16 protein-coding genes and 2 riboswitches are annotated in these 16,215 nt (G+C 68.4%); of the genes, 10 read left to right on the forward strand and 6 right to left on the reverse strand.

Annotation, left to right across the window (positions count from 1 at the left end; translation table 11 throughout):
* Window positions 1–123: 123 nt before the first annotated feature.
* The 7 genes from A37U_RS0119350 to A37U_RS0119380 all read left to right on the forward strand — a co-directional run bounded on the left by A37U_RS0119350 (window position 124) and on the right by A37U_RS0119380 (window position 6,549).
* Window positions 124–1,548, forward strand: coding sequence for a gamma-aminobutyraldehyde dehydrogenase (locus tag A37U_RS0119350; RefSeq protein ID WP_020498319.1), 1,425 nt, complete (start codon window positions 124–126; stop codon window positions 1,546–1,548).
* Window positions 1,549–1,561: 13 nt separating this feature from the next.
* Window positions 1,562–2,668 carry an ABC transporter ATP-binding protein gene (locus A37U_RS0119355; RefSeq protein WP_020498320.1) on the forward strand — a complete coding sequence of 369 codons (1,107 nt, stop codon included), beginning with the start codon at window positions 1,562–1,564 and terminating at the stop codon, window positions 2,666–2,668.
* Window positions 2,668–3,873 carry an ABC transporter substrate-binding protein gene (locus A37U_RS0119360; RefSeq protein ID WP_020498321.1) on the forward strand — a complete coding sequence of 402 codons (1,206 nt, stop codon included), beginning with the start codon at window positions 2,668–2,670 and terminating at the stop codon, window positions 3,871–3,873. Before A37U_RS0119355 ends, A37U_RS0119360 begins: the two co-directional genes overlap by 1 nt.
* Window positions 3,874–4,008: 135 nt before the next feature.
* A complete protein-coding gene (locus A37U_RS0119365) occupies window positions 4,009–4,902 on the forward strand; it encodes an ABC transporter permease (RefSeq protein WP_020498322.1) in 894 nt (297 codons plus the stop codon).
* A 7-nt stretch (window positions 4,903–4,909) separates the two neighbouring features.
* On the forward strand, window positions 4,910–5,713 hold the full coding sequence (locus A37U_RS0119370) for an ABC transporter permease (RefSeq protein WP_020498323.1): 804 nt from the start codon (window positions 4,910–4,912) through the stop codon (window positions 5,711–5,713).
* 59 nt (window positions 5,714–5,772) lie between these two features.
* A riboswitch (guanidine-III (ykkC-III) riboswitch) is annotated at window positions 5,773–5,838 on the forward strand.
* A gap of 11 nt (window positions 5,839–5,849) precedes the next feature.
* Window positions 5,850–6,164 carry a DMT family transporter gene (locus A37U_RS0119375; protein ID WP_020498324.1) on the forward strand — a complete coding sequence of 105 codons (315 nt, stop codon included), beginning with the start codon at window positions 5,850–5,852 and terminating at the stop codon, window positions 6,162–6,164.
* Between the two features lies 1 nt (window position 6,165).
* Window positions 6,166–6,549: a DMT family transporter gene (locus tag A37U_RS0119380; RefSeq protein WP_020498325.1), complete on the forward strand. Its 384-nt coding sequence runs from the start codon at window positions 6,166–6,168 to the stop codon at window positions 6,547–6,549.
* Here the strand turns inward: A37U_RS0119380 and A37U_RS0119385 are convergent.
* Window positions 6,503–7,072 carry a dienelactone hydrolase family protein gene (locus tag A37U_RS0119385; RefSeq protein WP_020498326.1) on the reverse strand — a complete coding sequence of 190 codons (570 nt, stop codon included), beginning with the start codon at window positions 7,070–7,072 and terminating at the stop codon, window positions 6,503–6,505. The two genes, A37U_RS0119380 and A37U_RS0119385, sit on opposite strands and share 47 nt — an antisense overlap.
* Before the next feature lie 44 nt (window positions 7,073–7,116).
* On the opposite strand from A37U_RS0119385, the gene A37U_RS0119390 reads away from it, so the two are divergent.
* The gene (locus A37U_RS0119390; RefSeq protein ID WP_020498327.1) at window positions 7,117–7,734 is read left to right on the forward strand and encodes a nucleoside/nucleotide kinase family protein; all 618 of its coding nucleotides are present in this window, start codon (window positions 7,117–7,119) and stop codon (window positions 7,732–7,734) included.
* Here A37U_RS0119390 and A37U_RS44295 read toward each other — a convergent pair.
* Window positions 7,650–9,218 carry a flavin-containing monooxygenase gene (locus tag A37U_RS44295; protein ID WP_020498328.1) on the reverse strand — a complete coding sequence of 523 codons (1,569 nt, stop codon included), beginning with the start codon at window positions 9,216–9,218 and terminating at the stop codon, window positions 7,650–7,652. The genes A37U_RS0119390 and A37U_RS44295 overlap by 85 nt on opposite strands.
* Window positions 9,219–9,354: 136 nt before the next feature.
* On the opposite strand from A37U_RS44295, the gene A37U_RS0119400 reads away from it, so the two are divergent.
* The gene (locus tag A37U_RS0119400) at window positions 9,355–10,419 is read left to right on the forward strand and encodes a hypothetical protein (protein WP_040588181.1); all 1,065 of its coding nucleotides are present in this window, start codon (window positions 9,355–9,357) and stop codon (window positions 10,417–10,419) included.
* 18 nt (window positions 10,420–10,437) lie between these two features.
* Here the strand turns inward: A37U_RS0119400 and A37U_RS0119405 are convergent, their stop codons facing one another.
* The 4 genes from A37U_RS0119405 to A37U_RS0119420 all read right to left on the reverse strand — a co-directional run bounded on the left by A37U_RS0119405 (window position 10,438) and on the right by A37U_RS0119420 (window position 15,074).
* A complete protein-coding gene (locus A37U_RS0119405; RefSeq protein ID WP_051111692.1) occupies window positions 10,438–11,319 on the reverse strand; it encodes an RluA family pseudouridine synthase in 882 nt (293 codons plus the stop codon).
* A 41-nt stretch (window positions 11,320–11,360) separates the two neighbouring features.
* Entirely contained in the window at window positions 11,361–11,993 is a 633-nt protein-coding gene (lspA, locus tag A37U_RS0119410) for a signal peptidase II (RefSeq protein WP_020498331.1), read from the reverse strand.
* Window positions 11,994–11,998: 5 nt separating this feature from the next.
* The gene (locus A37U_RS0119415) at window positions 11,999–13,342 is read right to left on the reverse strand and encodes an aminotransferase class V-fold PLP-dependent enzyme (protein WP_020498332.1); all 1,344 of its coding nucleotides are present in this window, start codon (window positions 13,340–13,342) and stop codon (window positions 11,999–12,001) included.
* A 38-nt stretch (window positions 13,343–13,380) separates the two neighbouring features.
* A riboswitch (SAM riboswitch) is annotated at window positions 13,381–13,494 on the reverse strand.
* Window positions 13,495–13,595: 101 nt separating this feature from the next.
* Window positions 13,596–15,074: a potassium/proton antiporter gene (locus tag A37U_RS0119420; RefSeq protein ID WP_020498333.1), complete on the reverse strand. Its 1,479-nt coding sequence runs from the start codon at window positions 15,072–15,074 to the stop codon at window positions 13,596–13,598.
* 68 nt (window positions 15,075–15,142) lie between these two features.
* On the opposite strand from A37U_RS0119420, the gene A37U_RS0119425 reads away from it, so the two are divergent.
* Window positions 15,143–16,210: a methyltransferase gene (locus A37U_RS0119425; RefSeq protein ID WP_240437614.1), complete on the forward strand. Its 1,068-nt coding sequence runs from the start codon at window positions 15,143–15,145 to the stop codon at window positions 16,208–16,210.
* Window positions 16,211–16,215 lie beyond the last annotated feature (5 nt).

A 16,215-nucleotide genomic window follows, 5' to 3' on the forward strand; every position in this document is an offset into this window, starting at 1 on the left:
ACGAGAGTCCTCAGACGCACTCTGCCGAGAATTCTGCCCGAAACTCTTGAACTTTGACATATGATCTCATAGGTTTTAACACTCTCGGCAGGTGGCCGACTACAGACGAGCAAGGGAGCTCTCGTGCGGCAGCTCAACAACTTCGTGTACGGCGAGGCGAGGCAGGCGCGTTCGGGCAGGTGCACCGAGCTGATCGATCCGGTGCACGAAGGTGTGAACGCCACCGCCCCGCTCTCCGGGCCAGAGGATGTCGCGGACGCCGCCGACGCCGCCGGAGCCGCGTTCGAGTCCTGGGCGGCGACCACTCCGGCCGAGCGTCAGCTGGCGCTGCTGCGGCTCGCCGAGGCCATCGAGTCCCGGGCCGAAGAGATCATCCGCGTCGAGTCGGAGAACACCGGCAAACCGCTCGCGCTCATCCGGTCCGAGGAGATCCCGATGATGCTCGAGCAGCTGCGGTTCTTCGCCGGAGCAGCGCGCCTGCTCGAGGGCAAGGCGGCCGCGGAATACCTCGCCGGGCACACCTCCTTCGTCCGCCGCGAGCCGATCGGGGTGTGCGCGCAGATCACCCCGTGGAACTACCCGCTGCTGATGGCGATCTGGAAGGTCGCGCCCGCACTGGCCACGGGCAACACCGTGGTGCTCAAACCCGCCGAGACGACCCCGGCGAGCACGCTGCTGCTTGCCGAACTCGCCGCCGAACACCTCCCGCCCGGGGTGCTCAACGTGGTGTGCGGGGACCGGGAGACCGGCCGCGCGCTCGCCGAACACCCGCTCCCGGCAATGGTCTCGATCACCGGATCGGTGCGCGCGGGCATGGAGGTGGCGCGCACGGCTGCGGAGGATCTCAAGCGGGTGCATCTGGAACTGGGCGGGAAGGCCCCGGTGCTGGTGTTCGACGACGCCGATCCGGCCAAGGCCGCGGCCGGGATCGCCGAGGCCGGGTTCTTCAACGCCGGCCAGGACTGCACCGCGGCCACCCGGATCCTGGTGCAGTCCGGCATCTACGAGGAATTCCTCGCCGCACTGACCGAACAGGCGGGGGTGACCCGCACCGGGAACCCGGACGAGGACGTGTTCTACGGGCCGCTCAACAATGCGGCGCAGTTCGCCAGGGTCGCCGGTTTCGTCGACCGGCTACCCGACCACGCCAGGGTGCACACCGGCGGCGGCCGTGTCGGCAGCCAAGGGTTTTTCTACGCGCCGACGGTGATCTCGGGTGTCCGGCAGGAGGACGAGATCGTGCGCGAGGAGGTGTTCGGCCCGGTGCTGACCGTGCAGCGGTTCGACACCGAGGCCGAGGCGCTGCGGCTGGCCAACGACGTCGAGTACGCGCTCGCCTCGAGCGTGTGGACCCACGATCACGGCACCGCCATGCGGGCGGCGAGACGACTGGATTTCGGGACGGTGTGGATCAACGCGCACATCCCGCTCGTCGGGGAGATGCCGCACGGCGGATTCAAGCATTCCGGCTATGGCAAGGATCTCTCCGCGTACGGGCTCGAGGACTACACCCGTATCAAGCACGTGATGAGCAACATCGAGGAATGAAGGGCAGGCGTCGATGTCCGTGGCGGCGGAAACGCAAACCATTGCAGCACAACGAGAAGAACGCCCTCCGGCTATCCGGCTGCACGGGCTGCGCAAATCCTTCGGGACCGCGCGGGCCGTGGCCGGGGTGGATATGGACATCGCCGACGGGGAGTTCTTCGCCATGCTCGGCCCATCGGGTTCGGGCAAGACCACGATCCTGCGCATGATCGCGGGGTTCGAACAGCCCAGCGGCGGCACGATCACCCTGGATGGCAAGGATGTCACCGGGCTCGCCCCGTTCCAGCGGGATGTGCACACGGTCTTCCAGGATTACGCGCTCTTCCCGCACATGACCGTGCTGGAGAACATCGCCTACGGGCTGCGGGTGCGCCGGGTCCCCAAGGACGAACGCCTCGGCCGCGCGCGGGAAGCGCTGGACACCGTCCGGCTCGGGGACTACGCGGACCGCAAACCGAATCAGCTCTCCGGAGGGCAGCGCCAGCGCATCGCACTGGCCCGCGCGCTCGTCAACCGCCCCAAGGTATTGCTGCTGGACGAACCGCTCGGCGCGCTGGATCTCAAGCTGCGCACCGCGATGCAGCTGGAACTCAAACAGTTGCAGCGCGAGGTCGGGATCACCTTCGTGTTCGTCACCCACGATCAGGAGGAAGCGCTGACCATGAGCGACCGGATCGCGGTGATCAACGAGGGGAACATCGAGCAGATCGGCGGCCCCGCGGAGATCTACGAGGCGCCGAGGACCGCGTTCGTCGCCGGTTTCGTCGGTACCTCGAATCTGCTCGAACCGGCCGCCGCCGAACAGATCGTCGGCGAGCGCGCCACTTTCAGCGTCCGGCCGGAGAAGATCCGGCTCCACACCGAGCTCGCGACCCCGGCCGCGCCGGACGAGTTCACCGCACCGGGTGTGCTGCGCGAGGTCGTGTTCACCGGCCCCTCGACCAGATACGTGGTCGAGCTGGACGCCGGCGGCACGCTCTCGGTGCTCCGGCAGAACGACGGCGCCACGAACGCCGAACCGCGGCGGGCAAACCAGAAAGTCCGCCTGAGCTGGGCGTGCGAACACAACTTCCGGATCGCCAGCTCCACCACGAATGAGTCAACAACCGGAGGAAAATGATGCGCAAACCAGGAAAGTTCGGCGCCGTTGTCGGCCTCCTCTCCCTCGGGGTCGCCCTGACCGCCTGTGGGACGAGCGGAAACGCCGGGGAAAGCAAGGGCGGCAACGGTCTCAATCCACCCAAAATCGAGGCCATGAAACAACTCGGCGCGGGTGAAGGACAGGTGAACGTGCTCGCCTGGCCCGGATACGCGGAGAACGGCTCCAATGATCCCAAGATCAACTGGGTCGGCCCGTTCGAGAAGGAGACCGGCTGCCAGGTCAACGTGAAGACCTTCGGCACCTCGGACGAGGCGGTCAATCTGCTCAAGTCCGGACAGTACGACGTGGTCTCCGCGTCCGGGGACGCCTCCCTGCGGCTGATCGCCTCCGGGGATGTGGAGCCGATCAACACCAAGCTGGTGCCCAACTACGCCGATATCCAGCCGTTCCTGAAGAACCGCGCCTGGAACAGCGTCAAGGGCACCTCCTACGGGGTCCCGCACGGCTGGGGCGCCAATATGCTCACCTACCGCACGGACAAGGTGAAGCCCGCACCCGATTCCTGGGATGTGATGTTCGGCGAGAATTCCCCCTACAAGGGCAAGATCGAAGGCTACGACTCCCCCATCCACATCGCGGACGCGGCGCTCTATCTCAAGGCGCACAAACCGGAACTGGGCATCAAGAACCCGTACGCCCTGGATGACAAGCAGTTCAACGCGGCCGTCGATCTGCTCAAGAAACAGCGGCCGAACGTCTCCGAGTACTGGTCGGACTACCTCAAGGAGGTGCAGTCCTTCTCCAGCGGCAACGCCCATGTCGGCACCGCATGGCAGGTCATGGTGAACACCGCGAAGAAGAACGGGGCGCCGATCGCGGACGTGCTGCCGAAGGAAGGGGCAACCGGCTGGTCGGACACCTGGATGCTGTCCAGCAAGTCCAAGCACAAGAACTGCTCCTACAAGTGGATGAACTACATCACCGGGCCGCAGGTGCAGGCTCAGGTCGCCGACTACTTCGGTGAGGCCCCGGCCAACGCGAAGGCCTGCGATGTCGCCGAGGACAAGACGGTCTGCGACACCTACCACGCCAAGGACGCCGATTTCGCGAACAAGATCCAGTACTGGACGACCCCGATCGAGCAGTGCCTCGACGGGCGCACGGACGTCAAGTGCAAGGACTACAGCGACTGGACCAAGGCCTGGACCGAGATCAAGGGCTGACTGAAGAGGGAGGGGGTGGGGCGGTCGAGGCCGCCCCACCCCGATCAGACCGATGACCCTGCTGCCCCGACGCGGCCTTGCCTGCGCTCCTCGGGCCGCAGGCGGCCCTGCGATGCTCGGAAAGGACCGCCTCACATGACTACGAACACCGCACAGCGCACCCGATTCTCCGACCGGCTCTCCAGCTTCGGCTACGCACGGCCCCGGCTTCGCCTCGCCGGGCTGCTGTCGCTGCCCATGCTCTGGCTCGGCCTCGCCTATCTGGCCGCGCTCGCCGCCCTGTTCGTCTCCGCGTTCTGGACGACCGACAGCTTCACCGGGGAGACCGTCCGCGACTGGAACGTGGACAACTTCGTCAGCCTGTTCTCCGACGGGGTCTATCGCTCGATCACCTTTCGCACGCTCGGCGTCGCCGTCGGGGTGACCCTCATCGACGCGCTGATCGCCTTCCCCATGGCCTACTACATGGCGCGCTACGCATCCGTTCGCGCGCAACGGATACTGGTGATCGCGATCCTCACCCCACTGTGGGCGAGCTATCTGGTGAAGGCCTACGCGTGGCGCACCATGCTGGCGCCGAACGGGCTCATCGGCTGGCTGCTGCACCCGTTCGGATTGGACAGTCCCGGTTACGGCGTGACGGCCACCCTGATCACGCTTTCCTACCTGTGGCTGCCGTACATGATCCTTCCGGTGTACGCCGGGCTCGGGCAGCTGCCACAGTCCCTGATCGAGGCGTCCACGGATCTCGGCGCGCGGGGCTGGCGCACCTTCCGTTCGGTGATCTTCCCAATGGTGTTCCCCTCGGTGATCGCCGGTTCGATCTTCACCTTCTCGCTGTCCCTCGGGGACTACATCGCGGTGCAGATCGTCGGCGGGACCTCGCAGATGCTCGGCAACGTCGTCTACTCCAATGTCGGTGCCGCGAACAATCTTCCGTTCGCCGCGACCGTGGCCACCATCCCCGTGGTGATCATCCTGCTCTACCTGTTCGCCGTGCGCCGCACCGGTGCGCTCGACAATCTGTGAGACAACCATGACCCGATCCCGTACCTCGCGGAACCTGCTTCTGCTCGCCCTGATCGCCGGGCTGGTGGTGATCTATTTCCCGCTGCTAGTCGTGGTGCTCAACTCGTTCAACGCCGACACGACCTTCGGCTGGCCCCCGGTGCGGTTCACCCTCGACTGGTGGGGCCACGCCGCAGGCAACTCCGGCGCCATCGACGCGCTGGTGACCAGTGTCGAGGTGGGACTGATCGCCACGGTCATCTCCCTGCTGCTGGGCACGATGGCCGCGTTCGCGCTGCAGCGTTACACATTCTTCGGCAGGGACACGGTTTCCCTGCTGCTGATCCTGCCGATCGCGCTGCCCGGCATCGTCACCGGAATCGCGCTGAACAACGCCTTCCGCACGATGCTCGGGGTCCAGCTCGGCTTTTTCACCGTGGTGGTCGCGCATTCCACGTTCTGCATCGTCACCGCCTTCAACAACATCCTCGCCCGGCTGCGCCGCAGCGGCACCAACCTGCAGCAGGCCTCGATGGACCTCGGCGCGAACGGGTTCACCACGTTCCGGTTGATCACCTTCCCGGTGCTTCGTTCGGCGCTGCTCGCCGGTGGACTGCTCGCTTTCGCGCTTTCCTTCGACGAAATCATCGTCACTCAGTTCACCATCGGCGCGGGCATGAAAACGCTCCCGGTGTGGATCATGGACAACCTCGCCCGGCCGAATCAGGCCCCCGTGGTGAACGTGGTGGCCACCGTGCTGATCCTGGTCTCCACCATCCCGGTGTACCTGGCGCAGCGACTGTCCGGGGACACCGCGACCGGGCATCGGTGATGACCGGTCTCACCGCCTCAAGGCCTTGCCCTGGGCCGACCGATTGCTATCATCGGAAATAGGAGCCGCCTGGAGGCGGCTCGCGGACGAGGGAGCAGTACCCGCACAGCGACAAGACTGCCGTGAAGGTTTTGTCATGAGCTGGATTGTGTTGATCTGCTCCGGAATGCTGGAAGCGGTGTGGGCCACCGCGCTCTCGGCATCGAACGGATTCCGGAAACCCAAACCGACGATTCTGTTCGTCGTCTCTCTCATCGCGAGCATGGCCGGGCTCTCCTTCGCCATGACCTCCATCCCGACCGGCACCTCCTATGCCGTGTGGGTCGGGATCGGCGCGGTACTGACCGCGGTACTCGCGATCGTGCGCCGCGCGGAACGCGCCACGCTCGCCCGCACGCTGCTGTTGCTGGTTCTCATCGGGTGTGTCGCCGGGCTGAAGGTGGTGAGCTGACATGACATGGAAACCGAACACAAGCGCCGGATCGTCCTGGCTCGTGCTGTTGCTCAGCGCGGTGCTCGAGGCGGTGTGGGCCACCGCGCTCGGCGCCTCCAACGGGTTCACCGAACCGGTCGCGGTCACGATCTTCGCGCTCGCCCTGATACTGAGCATGACCGGGCTCGGCTACGCGATGCGCGGCATCCCCATCTCCACCGCTTACGCGGTGTGGACCGGGATAGGGGCGGCGCTGACCGTCACCTATGCCATGCTCACCGGCGAGGAAGCGGTCTCTGCGGTGCGGCTGGCCCTGCTCGCCGGGATCGTGGGCTCGGTGATCGGGCTGAAACTGGTCAAGCCCCCTGCGCCACGCGATCCCGTTCGGCGAGAAACGCGGTGATCCGGGACCAGGTTTCCCGCGCCGCGGCGGTGTCGGCTTCCCGGTGCTCGGCCGTCGCGTCATCCGTGTACAGGTGCGAGCACCCCGGGTAGCGGAATACCTGCGCCCCGTACCCGGACCAGGCGACGAGATCGGGTTCCTCCACGAACTCGTCCGGCTCGGCGACATGGATCTGCGCAGGCAGTCGCGCCGCCTCGGGAACACAGGTCCCGTCGTGCAACAGCACGAGCGCCGAAAAGGCACACCGCTTGGCGAGCCGGACCCCGAGGGAAGCGCCGAGGGAGAAGCCGAGAAACACCGCTGCCCGTGGCAGTTCGGCACACGCCCGCTGGGCACGTTCGGTGAGCACATCGCTGCCGAGCTCGTCGCGATAGGCCAGCCCGTCGGCGATCCGGTCGAACGTGTTGCCCTCGAACAGATCGGGGACGCGTACGGTATGTCCGGCGGCGCTCAGCCGGTCCGCCGCCGCGCGCACGGCCGGGCGCAGCCCATACACCGAATGAAAAACCATGATCTCGGCCACCGGATCACGGTAGCCACCCGGAAAGAGCACGGCAAGGAGGACCGATGCGGGCGATCACCCCGGGAGTGCTGCGCACCGAGCTGGCCGAGCTGATCGCCGACCGCGCCCGCCCGGGCCGCTGCGCGGTGCTCGTGGACGCCGCCCCGGTCGCCGAACCCGAGCGGTTCGCCGAGGATCTCGTGGATCCCTTGCGGGAACGGGGTTTTCCGGTGCAGCGGGTGGACGCGCGGGACTTCCTGCTGCCCGCCTCGCTGCGGTTCGAACGCGGCCGGGAGGACCCGGACTCCTACTACGAGGACTGGCTCGACGCCGCCGGTCTGCGCCGTGAGGTCTTCGACCGGTGGACCCGCACCGGTCCGTGCTCGGTGCTCCCCTCCCTGTGGGACGCGCGCACCGACCGCGCCACCCGGGCCGGGTATCGCGAGCAGCCGGAGCACGCGATACTGCTGCTCGCCGGAACCCTGTTGCTGCACAAGGGTTTCCCCACCGACCTCACGGTGCACCTCGGCCTTTCCGGGCGCACCCTGGAACGCGAACTTCCCGCGCAGGAACGCTGGACGCTGCCCGCGTTCCGCCGTTACCGTGCCGAATTCGATCCGGAGGCCAGCGCGGATGTGCTCGTCCGCTTCGACCATCCGGACCGGCCCGCGGTGCGTCCCTGACCGTAGCGGACGTCGAACTGCCGCAGATCGATCCCGCGCATCGTCAGGCGTTGGTGCGGCGCCGATCCTGGCCAGGCGATCCGGTTGACCCGGTTCTCGTCGATGAAATAGCTCGTGCAGCCGCCGATGGACCACACTGCTTCGCGCAGTGTTCCGTGCGCCCATTCGGTGAATTCCCGTTGCGCGCGCTCACCGATCTCGATGCGGCTGATCCCCTGCCTGCGCATCGCGGCGATCAGCCTAACCACGTGCGCACTGTTCGCCTCGATGGTCAGCAGGAACGAGGTGTGCGCGCGCACCGAGTTCGGCCCGACGACGGTGAACACGTTCGGCGCCCCGCGCATCGCGATCCCCCGGTACCCTTCCAGGCCCTCCCGGTCGATCCGGTCCACGAGCGAATCCCCGTCCACGCGCAGATCGGGGAAGTACTTGTACATGTCCTGCACGTGGAATCCGGTGCCCCAGACGATCGCGTCCACCTCGGTGCGCCGCCCGGTCTCGTCGATGACCCCGGTCGCGTCGATCTCGGTGACCCGGTCGGTGATCAGGTCCACGTTGTCCCGGGAGAACGTGCGGTAGTAGTCGTTCGCGACCATAGGCCGCTTGCAGGAGAACCGGTAGTCCGGGGTGAGCTTCGCGCGGGTCTCCGGATCGGGCACCTGGTTACGCAGCGCGCGCAGGCACAGCGCCTCGAAGGCACCGAGCAGCCGGGTATTGAACTGCGCGTGGTGCAGCAGCTCGTGTCCGCTGAAAATGGCCGCACGCAAGGCTTTCTGCGCCAGAGGGAGGTTACGGAACGCGGCCCGTACCGGAGCGGTCAGTTCGAGATCGAGTTTGGGCAGCACCCAGCCCGCCGAACGCTGGTACACGGTGAGCCGCTCCGCGCGCTTGGCCAGCTGCGGCACGAACTGCACCGCGCTCGCCCCGGTTCCGAAGGAGGCGACACGTTTTCCGGTGAAGTCGTAGTCGTGGCGCCAGCGCGCGGAATGGAACGAGGGGCCCGTGAAGCGGTCCCGCCCCGGAATCTCGGGGATGTGCGGGAAATGCAGGCTGATGCAGGCGAGCACCACGATCCGGGCGCGCACCGGGGCACCCGAGGTCTCCAGCGACCACATGCCCTCGTCCTCGTCGAAACTGCCGCCGAGCACCTCGGTGCCGAACCGGGTGCGCTCCCGCAGCCGGTACTTGGCAGCGAGCTCGCGGGCGTAGCCGAGCAGCTCCTCCTGGCCGGCGTAGGTGCGCGACCAGTCCGGGTTCGGCTCGAAGGAGAAGGAGTAGAGCGGGGAGGCCACATCCACGGTGCAGCCCGGGTAGGTGTTCTCCCGCCAGGTGCCGCCGACCTCCTCGGCCTTCTCCAGGATCACGTAGTCGGTGATCCCGGCCTCGGCGAGCTTGATCGCGGTGCACATGCCGGAGAACCCGCTGCCGACAATCGCGATCTCGGTGACGATCCCGGTCCCGTTCCGCTCATCTTCGGTGCGCATACGGCCTCCTTGCCGCCCGCGAGGATGACTTACCTGCAGTACTGACGGTATCTTGTGGCAGACGGGCGGGCAACGCTCCGGCCCGCACCTCCCCCGCACCGGACCCGCCCGATCGGGGTAGCGTGCGCACGTGACCATGCCGAACCCCACCGATCCCGCCGATCTGCGGCTGCTCGCGCTGCTCGCCGAGGAAGGCAAGGGGGCCGTGCACGAGTTCGCCGCGCGCCTCGGGATGGACCCCCGCGAGGTGGCCACCCGGTTGATCAACCTCTCGGCGAGCGGGCTGCCGCTCGTGGTCGGCGCGGAATGCGATCAGCAACGGCTACGCGGGACGGTCGCCGCCGCCAAGGCCGCGCAACACCGGCCCCAGTACCCGGGCAACCAGTACCCAGGCCAGCAGTACCCGGGCCAGCCGCATCCCGGATACGCCCGGCCCGGCCACCCGACGCAGCCGCCGCCCGGCTCCTACCCGGCGCCGAACCAGGCGGCGCCCAATACGGCTCCCGGCCCCTATCCGGCCCAGACCCCGGGGCCGCGGCCGGTGCAGCAGCCCGGGCCGTATCCGCAGCCGGGCGCGCAGAGCGGACCCTATCCGGCCTCCGCGCCGCAGCAGGCAGGTTCGGTGGCGCGGATTCCCGCGGTCGCCGAGCCACCCGCGCCCCAGGAGCCGCCGCCCGCCGATCCGCTCAGCATCTTCGGGCCGCCGCAGAGCGCGGCCTGGGCGCGCGGGGACGAACCGGCCGCGGGCACCGAGAAACCGGCCCCGAGCACCCCGGACGGCCCGGCCGCGAGCGGGAAGGTCGGCGAACGGCTGGACACCACGGGCCTGGAAGGCGATCCGATCAGCGTCCGGCTGGTCGAGGTCGTGGACCCCGCCGACGCTCTCTACACCGCGGCCGGGTACACCCTCGGCGGGACCGAGCGCGCGGTCGTGGTGCACACCGAGCTCACCAATCGCGGTTCCCGCACCTACCAGACGCTGCCCGACCAGTACCTGATGCTCTACACCGCGGAGGGGCACTCCATCGCGAAAGCGGCGATCTCGCTGTCCTCGCGGCCACCACACACGATGGGGGTTCCCCCGGGGGAAACCGTCGGCGGGCACGCGGTCTACATCCTCAACGAGCGCACCCGCGTCCTCGAGATCCGCTGGCTTGCCCGGCCCGACTCTCAGCGCGGCGGGCTCACCTGGGAGCTGTAGCGAAGGGAGCTGTACGAACTAAGCGCTGCGCAGTGTCTCCAGCGCGGCGGCCAGATCGGCCGGGTACTCGCTCGTGTAGGACACCCGCCTGCCGTCGCCGGGGTGTTCGAAGGCGAGTTCGTGCGCATGCAGCCACTGGCGGGTGAGCCCGAGCTGCTCGGCCAGCCGCGGATCGGCGCCGTAGGTGACATCACCGGCACAGGGATGGCGCAGCGCGGAGAAGTGCACCCGGATCTGATGCGTGCGGCCGGTCTCCAGATGTACCTCCACCAGGGAGGCCGCCGGGAACGCCTCGATGACCTCGTAGTGGGTCACACTCGGCTTCCCGCCCTCCACGACCGCGAACTTGTAGTCGTGCCGTGGATGCCGGTCGATGGGCGCATCGATGGTGCCCTGAGTGGGATCCGGATGTCCTTGCACGACCGCGTGGTAGACCTTGTCCACGGTCCGTTCCTTGAACGCGCGCTTGAGCAGGGTGTAAGCGCGCTCGCTCTTGGCGAGCACCATCACCCCGGTGGTGCCGGCATCCAGCCGGTGCACCACGCCCTGACGTTCGGCGGCGCCCGATTCGGCCAGGTGCACCCCGGAGGCGGCGAGCCCGCCGATCACGGTGGGACCGGTCCAGCCGGGCGAGGGATGCACGGCCACCCCGACCGGTTTGTCCACCACGATCAGGTCGTCGTCCTCGCCCACGATGCGCAGTCCGTCGACCGGTTCGGGACGCGCGCGCAGCGGCTGCTCCGGTTCGGGCAGGGTCACATCCAGCCAGGCACCGGGCACGAGCCGGTCGGACTTGCCCACCGCGGACCCGTCGAGCAGCACATCGCCCTCGGCGGCCAGCTCCGCGGCGACCGTCCTGGACAGACCGAGCAGTTTCGCCAGGCCCGCGTCCACCCGCATCCCGGCAAGGCCTTCGGGCACCGGGAGGGTGCGCTGCTGCCTCACGCCTTCGCCCCGTTCCCGGACTCGGTGTCCTCGCTGTCCGGCTTGTCCTTGGTGCGCCGTCCGTCGTAGTCCCTGCCGAGCAGCACGAGCAGCACGAGCAGTGCACCGCCGACGGTGATTCCGGTGTCGGCGAGATTGAAGATCGCGAACCCGGTGCCGTACGGGTTCAGGAAGGACAGGAAGTCCACCACGTGCCCGCGCAGCGGCCCCGGCGCACGGAAGACCCGGTCGGCGAGGTTGCCCAGCGCCCCGGCCAGCACCAGGCCGATCCCGATGGCCCAGCCGGTCGAGCGCAACCGGGGCGCCATCCAGACGATGGCCACGATCACCGCGATCATGATCAGCGAGAGCACCCAGGTCATCCCGTTGGCCATGCCGAAGGCGGCACCGGAGTTCCGGGTCACCGAGATCCACAGCAGCCCGCCGAGCAGCCTGATCGGAGCGTTCCCCTCGACGTAGGCCACGATGAGCAGTTTGCTCACCACGTCCACGGCGAGCCAGACGAGGGCGACGATCGCCAGCACACCGATCCTGCGTGTGGGCAGCGATCGGGTGTGTTCCGCCACCTCCGGACCATCCCCCGTCCGCGCGCCCTCGGGGTGCGCCGTGTCCTCGCCGCCTTCGCTCACCTCGCCTATTCTTCCAGGAAGGCGGGCAGCGGACGCGGGTCGGGGCTCGGGGCGTACTTCCCGTCCACGATCGCGTAGTCCCAGGAGGGCCCGTAGAGCACGATCGCGCGCAGCGCGGCGAGCAGGCGTTCGATGTGCTCGGCCCGGGTGCCGAGCCCGATCGAGACCCGCACCGCGGTCTCCGTCTCGGCGCCGGACTCGGCGAGCAGCCGCCCGGTGGCGATGTGCGCGCAGAACTTCCCGTCCCGCACGCCGATGCCGTGCTCGGCGGAGAGCACCGCGGCCAGCAGCCCGGACTCGATCCCGTCCAGAGTGAAGCTGACCACGCCGACCCGTTCGCGCGCGCCGTCGAACAGAGAGAGTTCACGCACCCCGGGGATCGTGGCCAACCCGGCGCGCAACCGGTCGAGCAACGCGTTCTCGTGTTCGGCGACCGCGGCGGCACTCCACCCGAGCGACTTGGCCGCCACCGCGAGCGCGTGCACCCCGATCACGTTCGGCGAACCGGCCTCGTGCCGTTCGGGCACCTTCGCCCAGGACACCCCGAGCTGCTCGTTGACCAGTTTGGTGGCTCCCCCGCCCGCGAGGTACGGCTGCGCGGCGTTGAGCCAGTCCGCGCGGCCGATCAGCGCACCGGCTCCGTAGGGCGCGTAGCACTTGTGCCCGGAAAGCACCACGTAGTCCACGTCGAGCGCGCTGATGTCCACCGGGCGGTGCGGGGCGAGCTGGGCCGCGTCGAGCACGGTGCGGGCACCGTGGCGGCGCGCGATCGCGGCGAGTTCGGCGACCGGCCACAGTTCCCCGGTCACATTCGAGGCGCCGCACACGACCAGCAGCCGCGGCCCTTCCGGGCTCTCCGCCAGTGCGATGTCCACTTCGGACAGTGCACTGTGGACATCGCGCGGGGTCGGCACGTGGGTGACCCGGCCGCGCCAGGGAAGCAGGGCGGCGTGGTGTTCGGTGTCGAAGAGCACCACGGAAGTGCCCCGTGGCACCGATTCGGCGAGCAGGTTGAGCGCATCGGTGGTGTTGCGGGTGAACACCACCGCGTCCCGGTCGCGTGCCCCGGTGAACGCGCGCAGGTTTGCCCGCGCACCCTCATACACCTTGGTGGAAATCTGCGAGAAGTAACCGGCCCCGCGGTGCACACTCGCGTAGTAGGGCAGGAATTCGTCCACGGCATCGGCGACCGCGTCCAGACACGGCGCGCTCGCCCCATGGTCGAGGTTCGCGTATTCCACCCGGCGCCCGTCCACGAGCGGGGCGGGCACCCCGGCGCAGCGGACACCGGGAACGGCGGCGCGCGTCGGGGCGGAGTACGCGGCGGGGCGAACTGGTGCGATGGTCATCGAGTTTCCCTCCGGGGTTCGAGGACCCTTCCGCGAGGGGTCCGCGCTTGCCCGTGGCGTTCCCACGTGGCCAGGTCGTCACCCGGGGCACCCCACCGCGGAAGGAGGGTTGCCGGCCAGCTAGCCGGGGCTTGTCGCTGGCACTCATGACCTTTCGCGAAAGACCATAACGGAGTCGGCGCACACCGGTAAAGCCCGAACGCCTCGCGCTGAGACGCAAACCACAGCAGCCGAGCAAACCGGCCAGAGAAACCTATTTGCCCGTCTCCCCGCGCCAGGTGGCGTGTTTGCCGGCCCGGTCCACGGCACGGATCCGCCGTTCGGTCTTCTCCCGCGCGGCTTCGGTGGCCACCACGAGCAGCTGGTCGGCCCGGCGCAGCCGGGTGGACGAGTCCGGGGTGAACCCTTCGCCTTCGCGCACCACGAGGCTGACCGTCGCCCCCTTCGGCAGCCGCAGCTCGGAGAGATAGACCCCCTGCAGTTTCGAACTCTCCTGAATGCGCACCTGCAGCAGCTCCGCGCCGAGCGTGTCCAGTGGTGCGGCGTCCACCTCGAGCTCGGTCGGCTGGCCGCGCTGGCGCAGGCCGAGGATCCGGGCGAGTACCGGGAGGGTGCCGCCCTGGAACAGGGTGAGCAGCACGACGAGCACGAAGACCGTGTTCACGAGAAGTGCGGCGCGCGGCGCTCCCTCGGTGAGCGGGATCATCGCGAGCACGATGGGCACCGCCCCGCGCAGCCCGGACCAAGACAGAAATACCTGTTCGCGCCAGGGCAGCCGGAACGGCGCCGTGGACAAGAACACCGAGACCGGCCGGGCCAGGAACAATAGCACCAGCCCCGCCACGATCCCGGGCACGATCGCCTCGAGCATCTTCTCGGGGGACATGTAGAGCCCGAGCAGCACGAACAACCCGATCTGCGCGAGCAAGCCGAGCCCCTCGGCGAACGACAGCGTGTCCGAGCGGTGCGGCAGCTTCGAGTTCCCGAGCACCACCCCACACACGTAGGTGGCGAGCAGTCCGGAGGCACCGGCAAGCTCGCCCGAGGAATAGGCCAGCACACACACCGCGACCGCGGCGAGCGGATAGAGGCCGGTCGCGGGCAGCGCCACGTGCCGCATCAGCCAGGAACCCGCACCACCGAGCACACCGCCGATGATCGCGCCTGCAATGAGCTCGTAGATCACCACCAAGGGGGTTTGCCAGCTGAACTGTTCACCGGAGGCAAGCAGCACGACGGCGAGGTACACGGGTGCGTCATTGATCCCGGATTCGAGTTCGAGCGCGCCCGCGATGCGCTTGGGCACTCCGACGGTGCGCAGCACGCTGAACACGGCGGCCGCGTCGGTCGAAGAGAGCACCGCGCCCCAGAGCAGGGCGGTGCGCCAGTCCAGGTCGATCAGGTAGTGCAACGCAGTCCCGGTGACACCGATGGACACCAGTACCGCGACCGTGGACAGTGCGATCCCGACCCCGAGCGCCGGTTTGACCTCGCGCCATTTGGTGGTGATTCCGCCCTCGGTCAGGATGAGCACCAGCGCGGCCAGCCCGAGCGATTCGGTGAGTTTGGCGTTGCTGAACTCGATGCCGAAGCCGGATTCGCCGAGCACGACCCCGATACCGAGGTAGAGCAACAGCGAGGGCAGCCCGACTCGGGCGAAGACCCGTACGGCGAGCACCGCGAGCAACAGAACGAGCGCGCCGACTCCGAGTACCTCGCCGAGTTCCTCCACGCCACCTCCCAGTTCTCCGATACATTTTCTCGTGTGGGTGTGAACCAGACGAAACGGGGTGCATGGCGATGGGCGATCGACCTGGTACTACCCGCACATCCCCGGGTGCCGGACCCGGGGATGTGGTGCGCGGCACGGATGAGCTGACCGCCGATGCGGCGTACCGGCTGGCCCGTTCCGGTACCCGCATCGAGTGGCACGGGGACTACCAGAACGCCCGCCAGTTGCTGGCGGCCATGGGACGGCGGGCCCGCAAAAGAAGACCACCGCGCGATTTCGCGGCACAGCGCCGCGCCACCGCGGAACAGGCGGAGATCCTGGGCCGGTTGCTGATCCCGGTGGAGCCCGGCTGCGTCATCCCGCTGCGCCGTGCCCCGGATGTGCGGGAGGCCTGCCTGGCCGCGGGATGCCCGTCGGACGAGGCGTTCCCCCTGTCACTGCGCGAACTGCTCGGCATGATCGGCGCGCAGCAGTGGCGGGAGAAGGGCGTGTACGTTCCCGCGCTCTCCGATCGGATCCATCCGCACTACGGCGTGTTCTCCCCGGTGCGCGGGGAATACGTGGATCTGGTCGCCGAGGCGCCGTTGCCGGGCGGTGGGACCGCATTCGACATCGGCACCGGGACCGGGGTGCTCGCCGCCGTGCTGGCCCGCCGCGGCCTGGCCCCGGTGCTCGCTACGGACACCAATCCGCGCGCCATCGCGTGCGCCCGGGACAACATCGATCGGCTCGGCCTCGCGGATGTGGTCGAGGTACGCGAGACCGACCTGTTCCCGCCGGCGCGCGCGGATCTGGTGGTGTGCAATCCGCCGTGGGTGCCCTCGGCCCCGAGTTCCGAGCTCGAACAGGGCATCTACGACCCGGGAAGCCGAATGCTGCGCGCCTTTCTCACCGGACTGGTGCAGCACCTGAATCCGGGCGGGGAGGGCTGGCTGATCCTCTCCGACCTCGCCGAGCACCTCGGTCTTCGCGGGCGCGAGGAGTTGAACGGAATGTTCGCCACGGCCGGGCTCACCGTGGCCGGGCGACTCGAAGCGAGCCCGAAGCACAAGCGCAGCAAGGATTCCAGCGATCCGCTGCACGCCGCGCGAGCCGCCGAACGCACCGTGTTGTGGCGGTTGCGGGCACAGAGCTAGTCCTG

The sequence above is a fragment of the Sciscionella marina DSM 45152 genome (genome assembly GCF_000379465.1).
Taxonomy (GTDB): Bacteria; Actinomycetota; Actinomycetes; order Mycobacteriales; family Pseudonocardiaceae; genus Sciscionella; species Sciscionella marina.

Bases quoted from the DNA above. Each gene is read 5' to 3' on its own strand.
- A37U_RS0119380 (WP_020498325.1), top strand. From the start codon at position 6,166: ATGACATGGAAACCGAACACAAGCGCCGGATCGTCCTGGCTCGTGCTG.
- A37U_RS0119375 (WP_020498324.1), top strand. From the start codon at position 5,850: ATGAGCTGGATTGTGTTGATCTGCTCCGGAATGCTGGAAGCGGTGTGG.
- A37U_RS44295 (WP_020498328.1), bottom strand. From the start codon at position 9,218: ATGCGCACCGAAGATGAGCGGAACGGGACCGGGATCGTCACCGAGATC.
- A37U_RS0119360 (WP_020498321.1), top strand. From the start codon at position 2,668: ATGCGCAAACCAGGAAAGTTCGGCGCCGTTGTCGGCCTCCTCTCCCTC.
- A37U_RS0119415 (WP_020498332.1), bottom strand. From the start codon at position 13,342: ATGACCATCGCACCAGTTCGCCCCGCCGCGTACTCCGCCCCGACGCGC.
- A37U_RS0119400 (WP_040588181.1), top strand. From the start codon at position 9,355: ATGCCGAACCCCACCGATCCCGCCGATCTGCGGCTGCTCGCGCTGCTC.
- A37U_RS0119425 (WP_240437614.1), top strand. From the start codon at position 15,143: ATGGGCGATCGACCTGGTACTACCCGCACATCCCCGGGTGCCGGACCC.
- A37U_RS0119405 (WP_051111692.1), bottom strand. From the start codon at position 11,319: ATGCGGGTGGACGCGGGCCTGGCGAAACTGCTCGGTCTGTCCAGGACG.
- A37U_RS0119370 (WP_020498323.1), top strand. From the start codon at position 4,910: ATGACCCGATCCCGTACCTCGCGGAACCTGCTTCTGCTCGCCCTGATC.
- A37U_RS0119390 (WP_020498327.1), top strand. From the start codon at position 7,117: ATGCGGGCGATCACCCCGGGAGTGCTGCGCACCGAGCTGGCCGAGCTG.
- A37U_RS0119355 (WP_020498320.1), top strand. From the start codon at position 1,562: ATGTCCGTGGCGGCGGAAACGCAAACCATTGCAGCACAACGAGAAGAA.
- A37U_RS0119365 (WP_020498322.1), top strand. From the start codon at position 4,009: ATGACTACGAACACCGCACAGCGCACCCGATTCTCCGACCGGCTCTCC.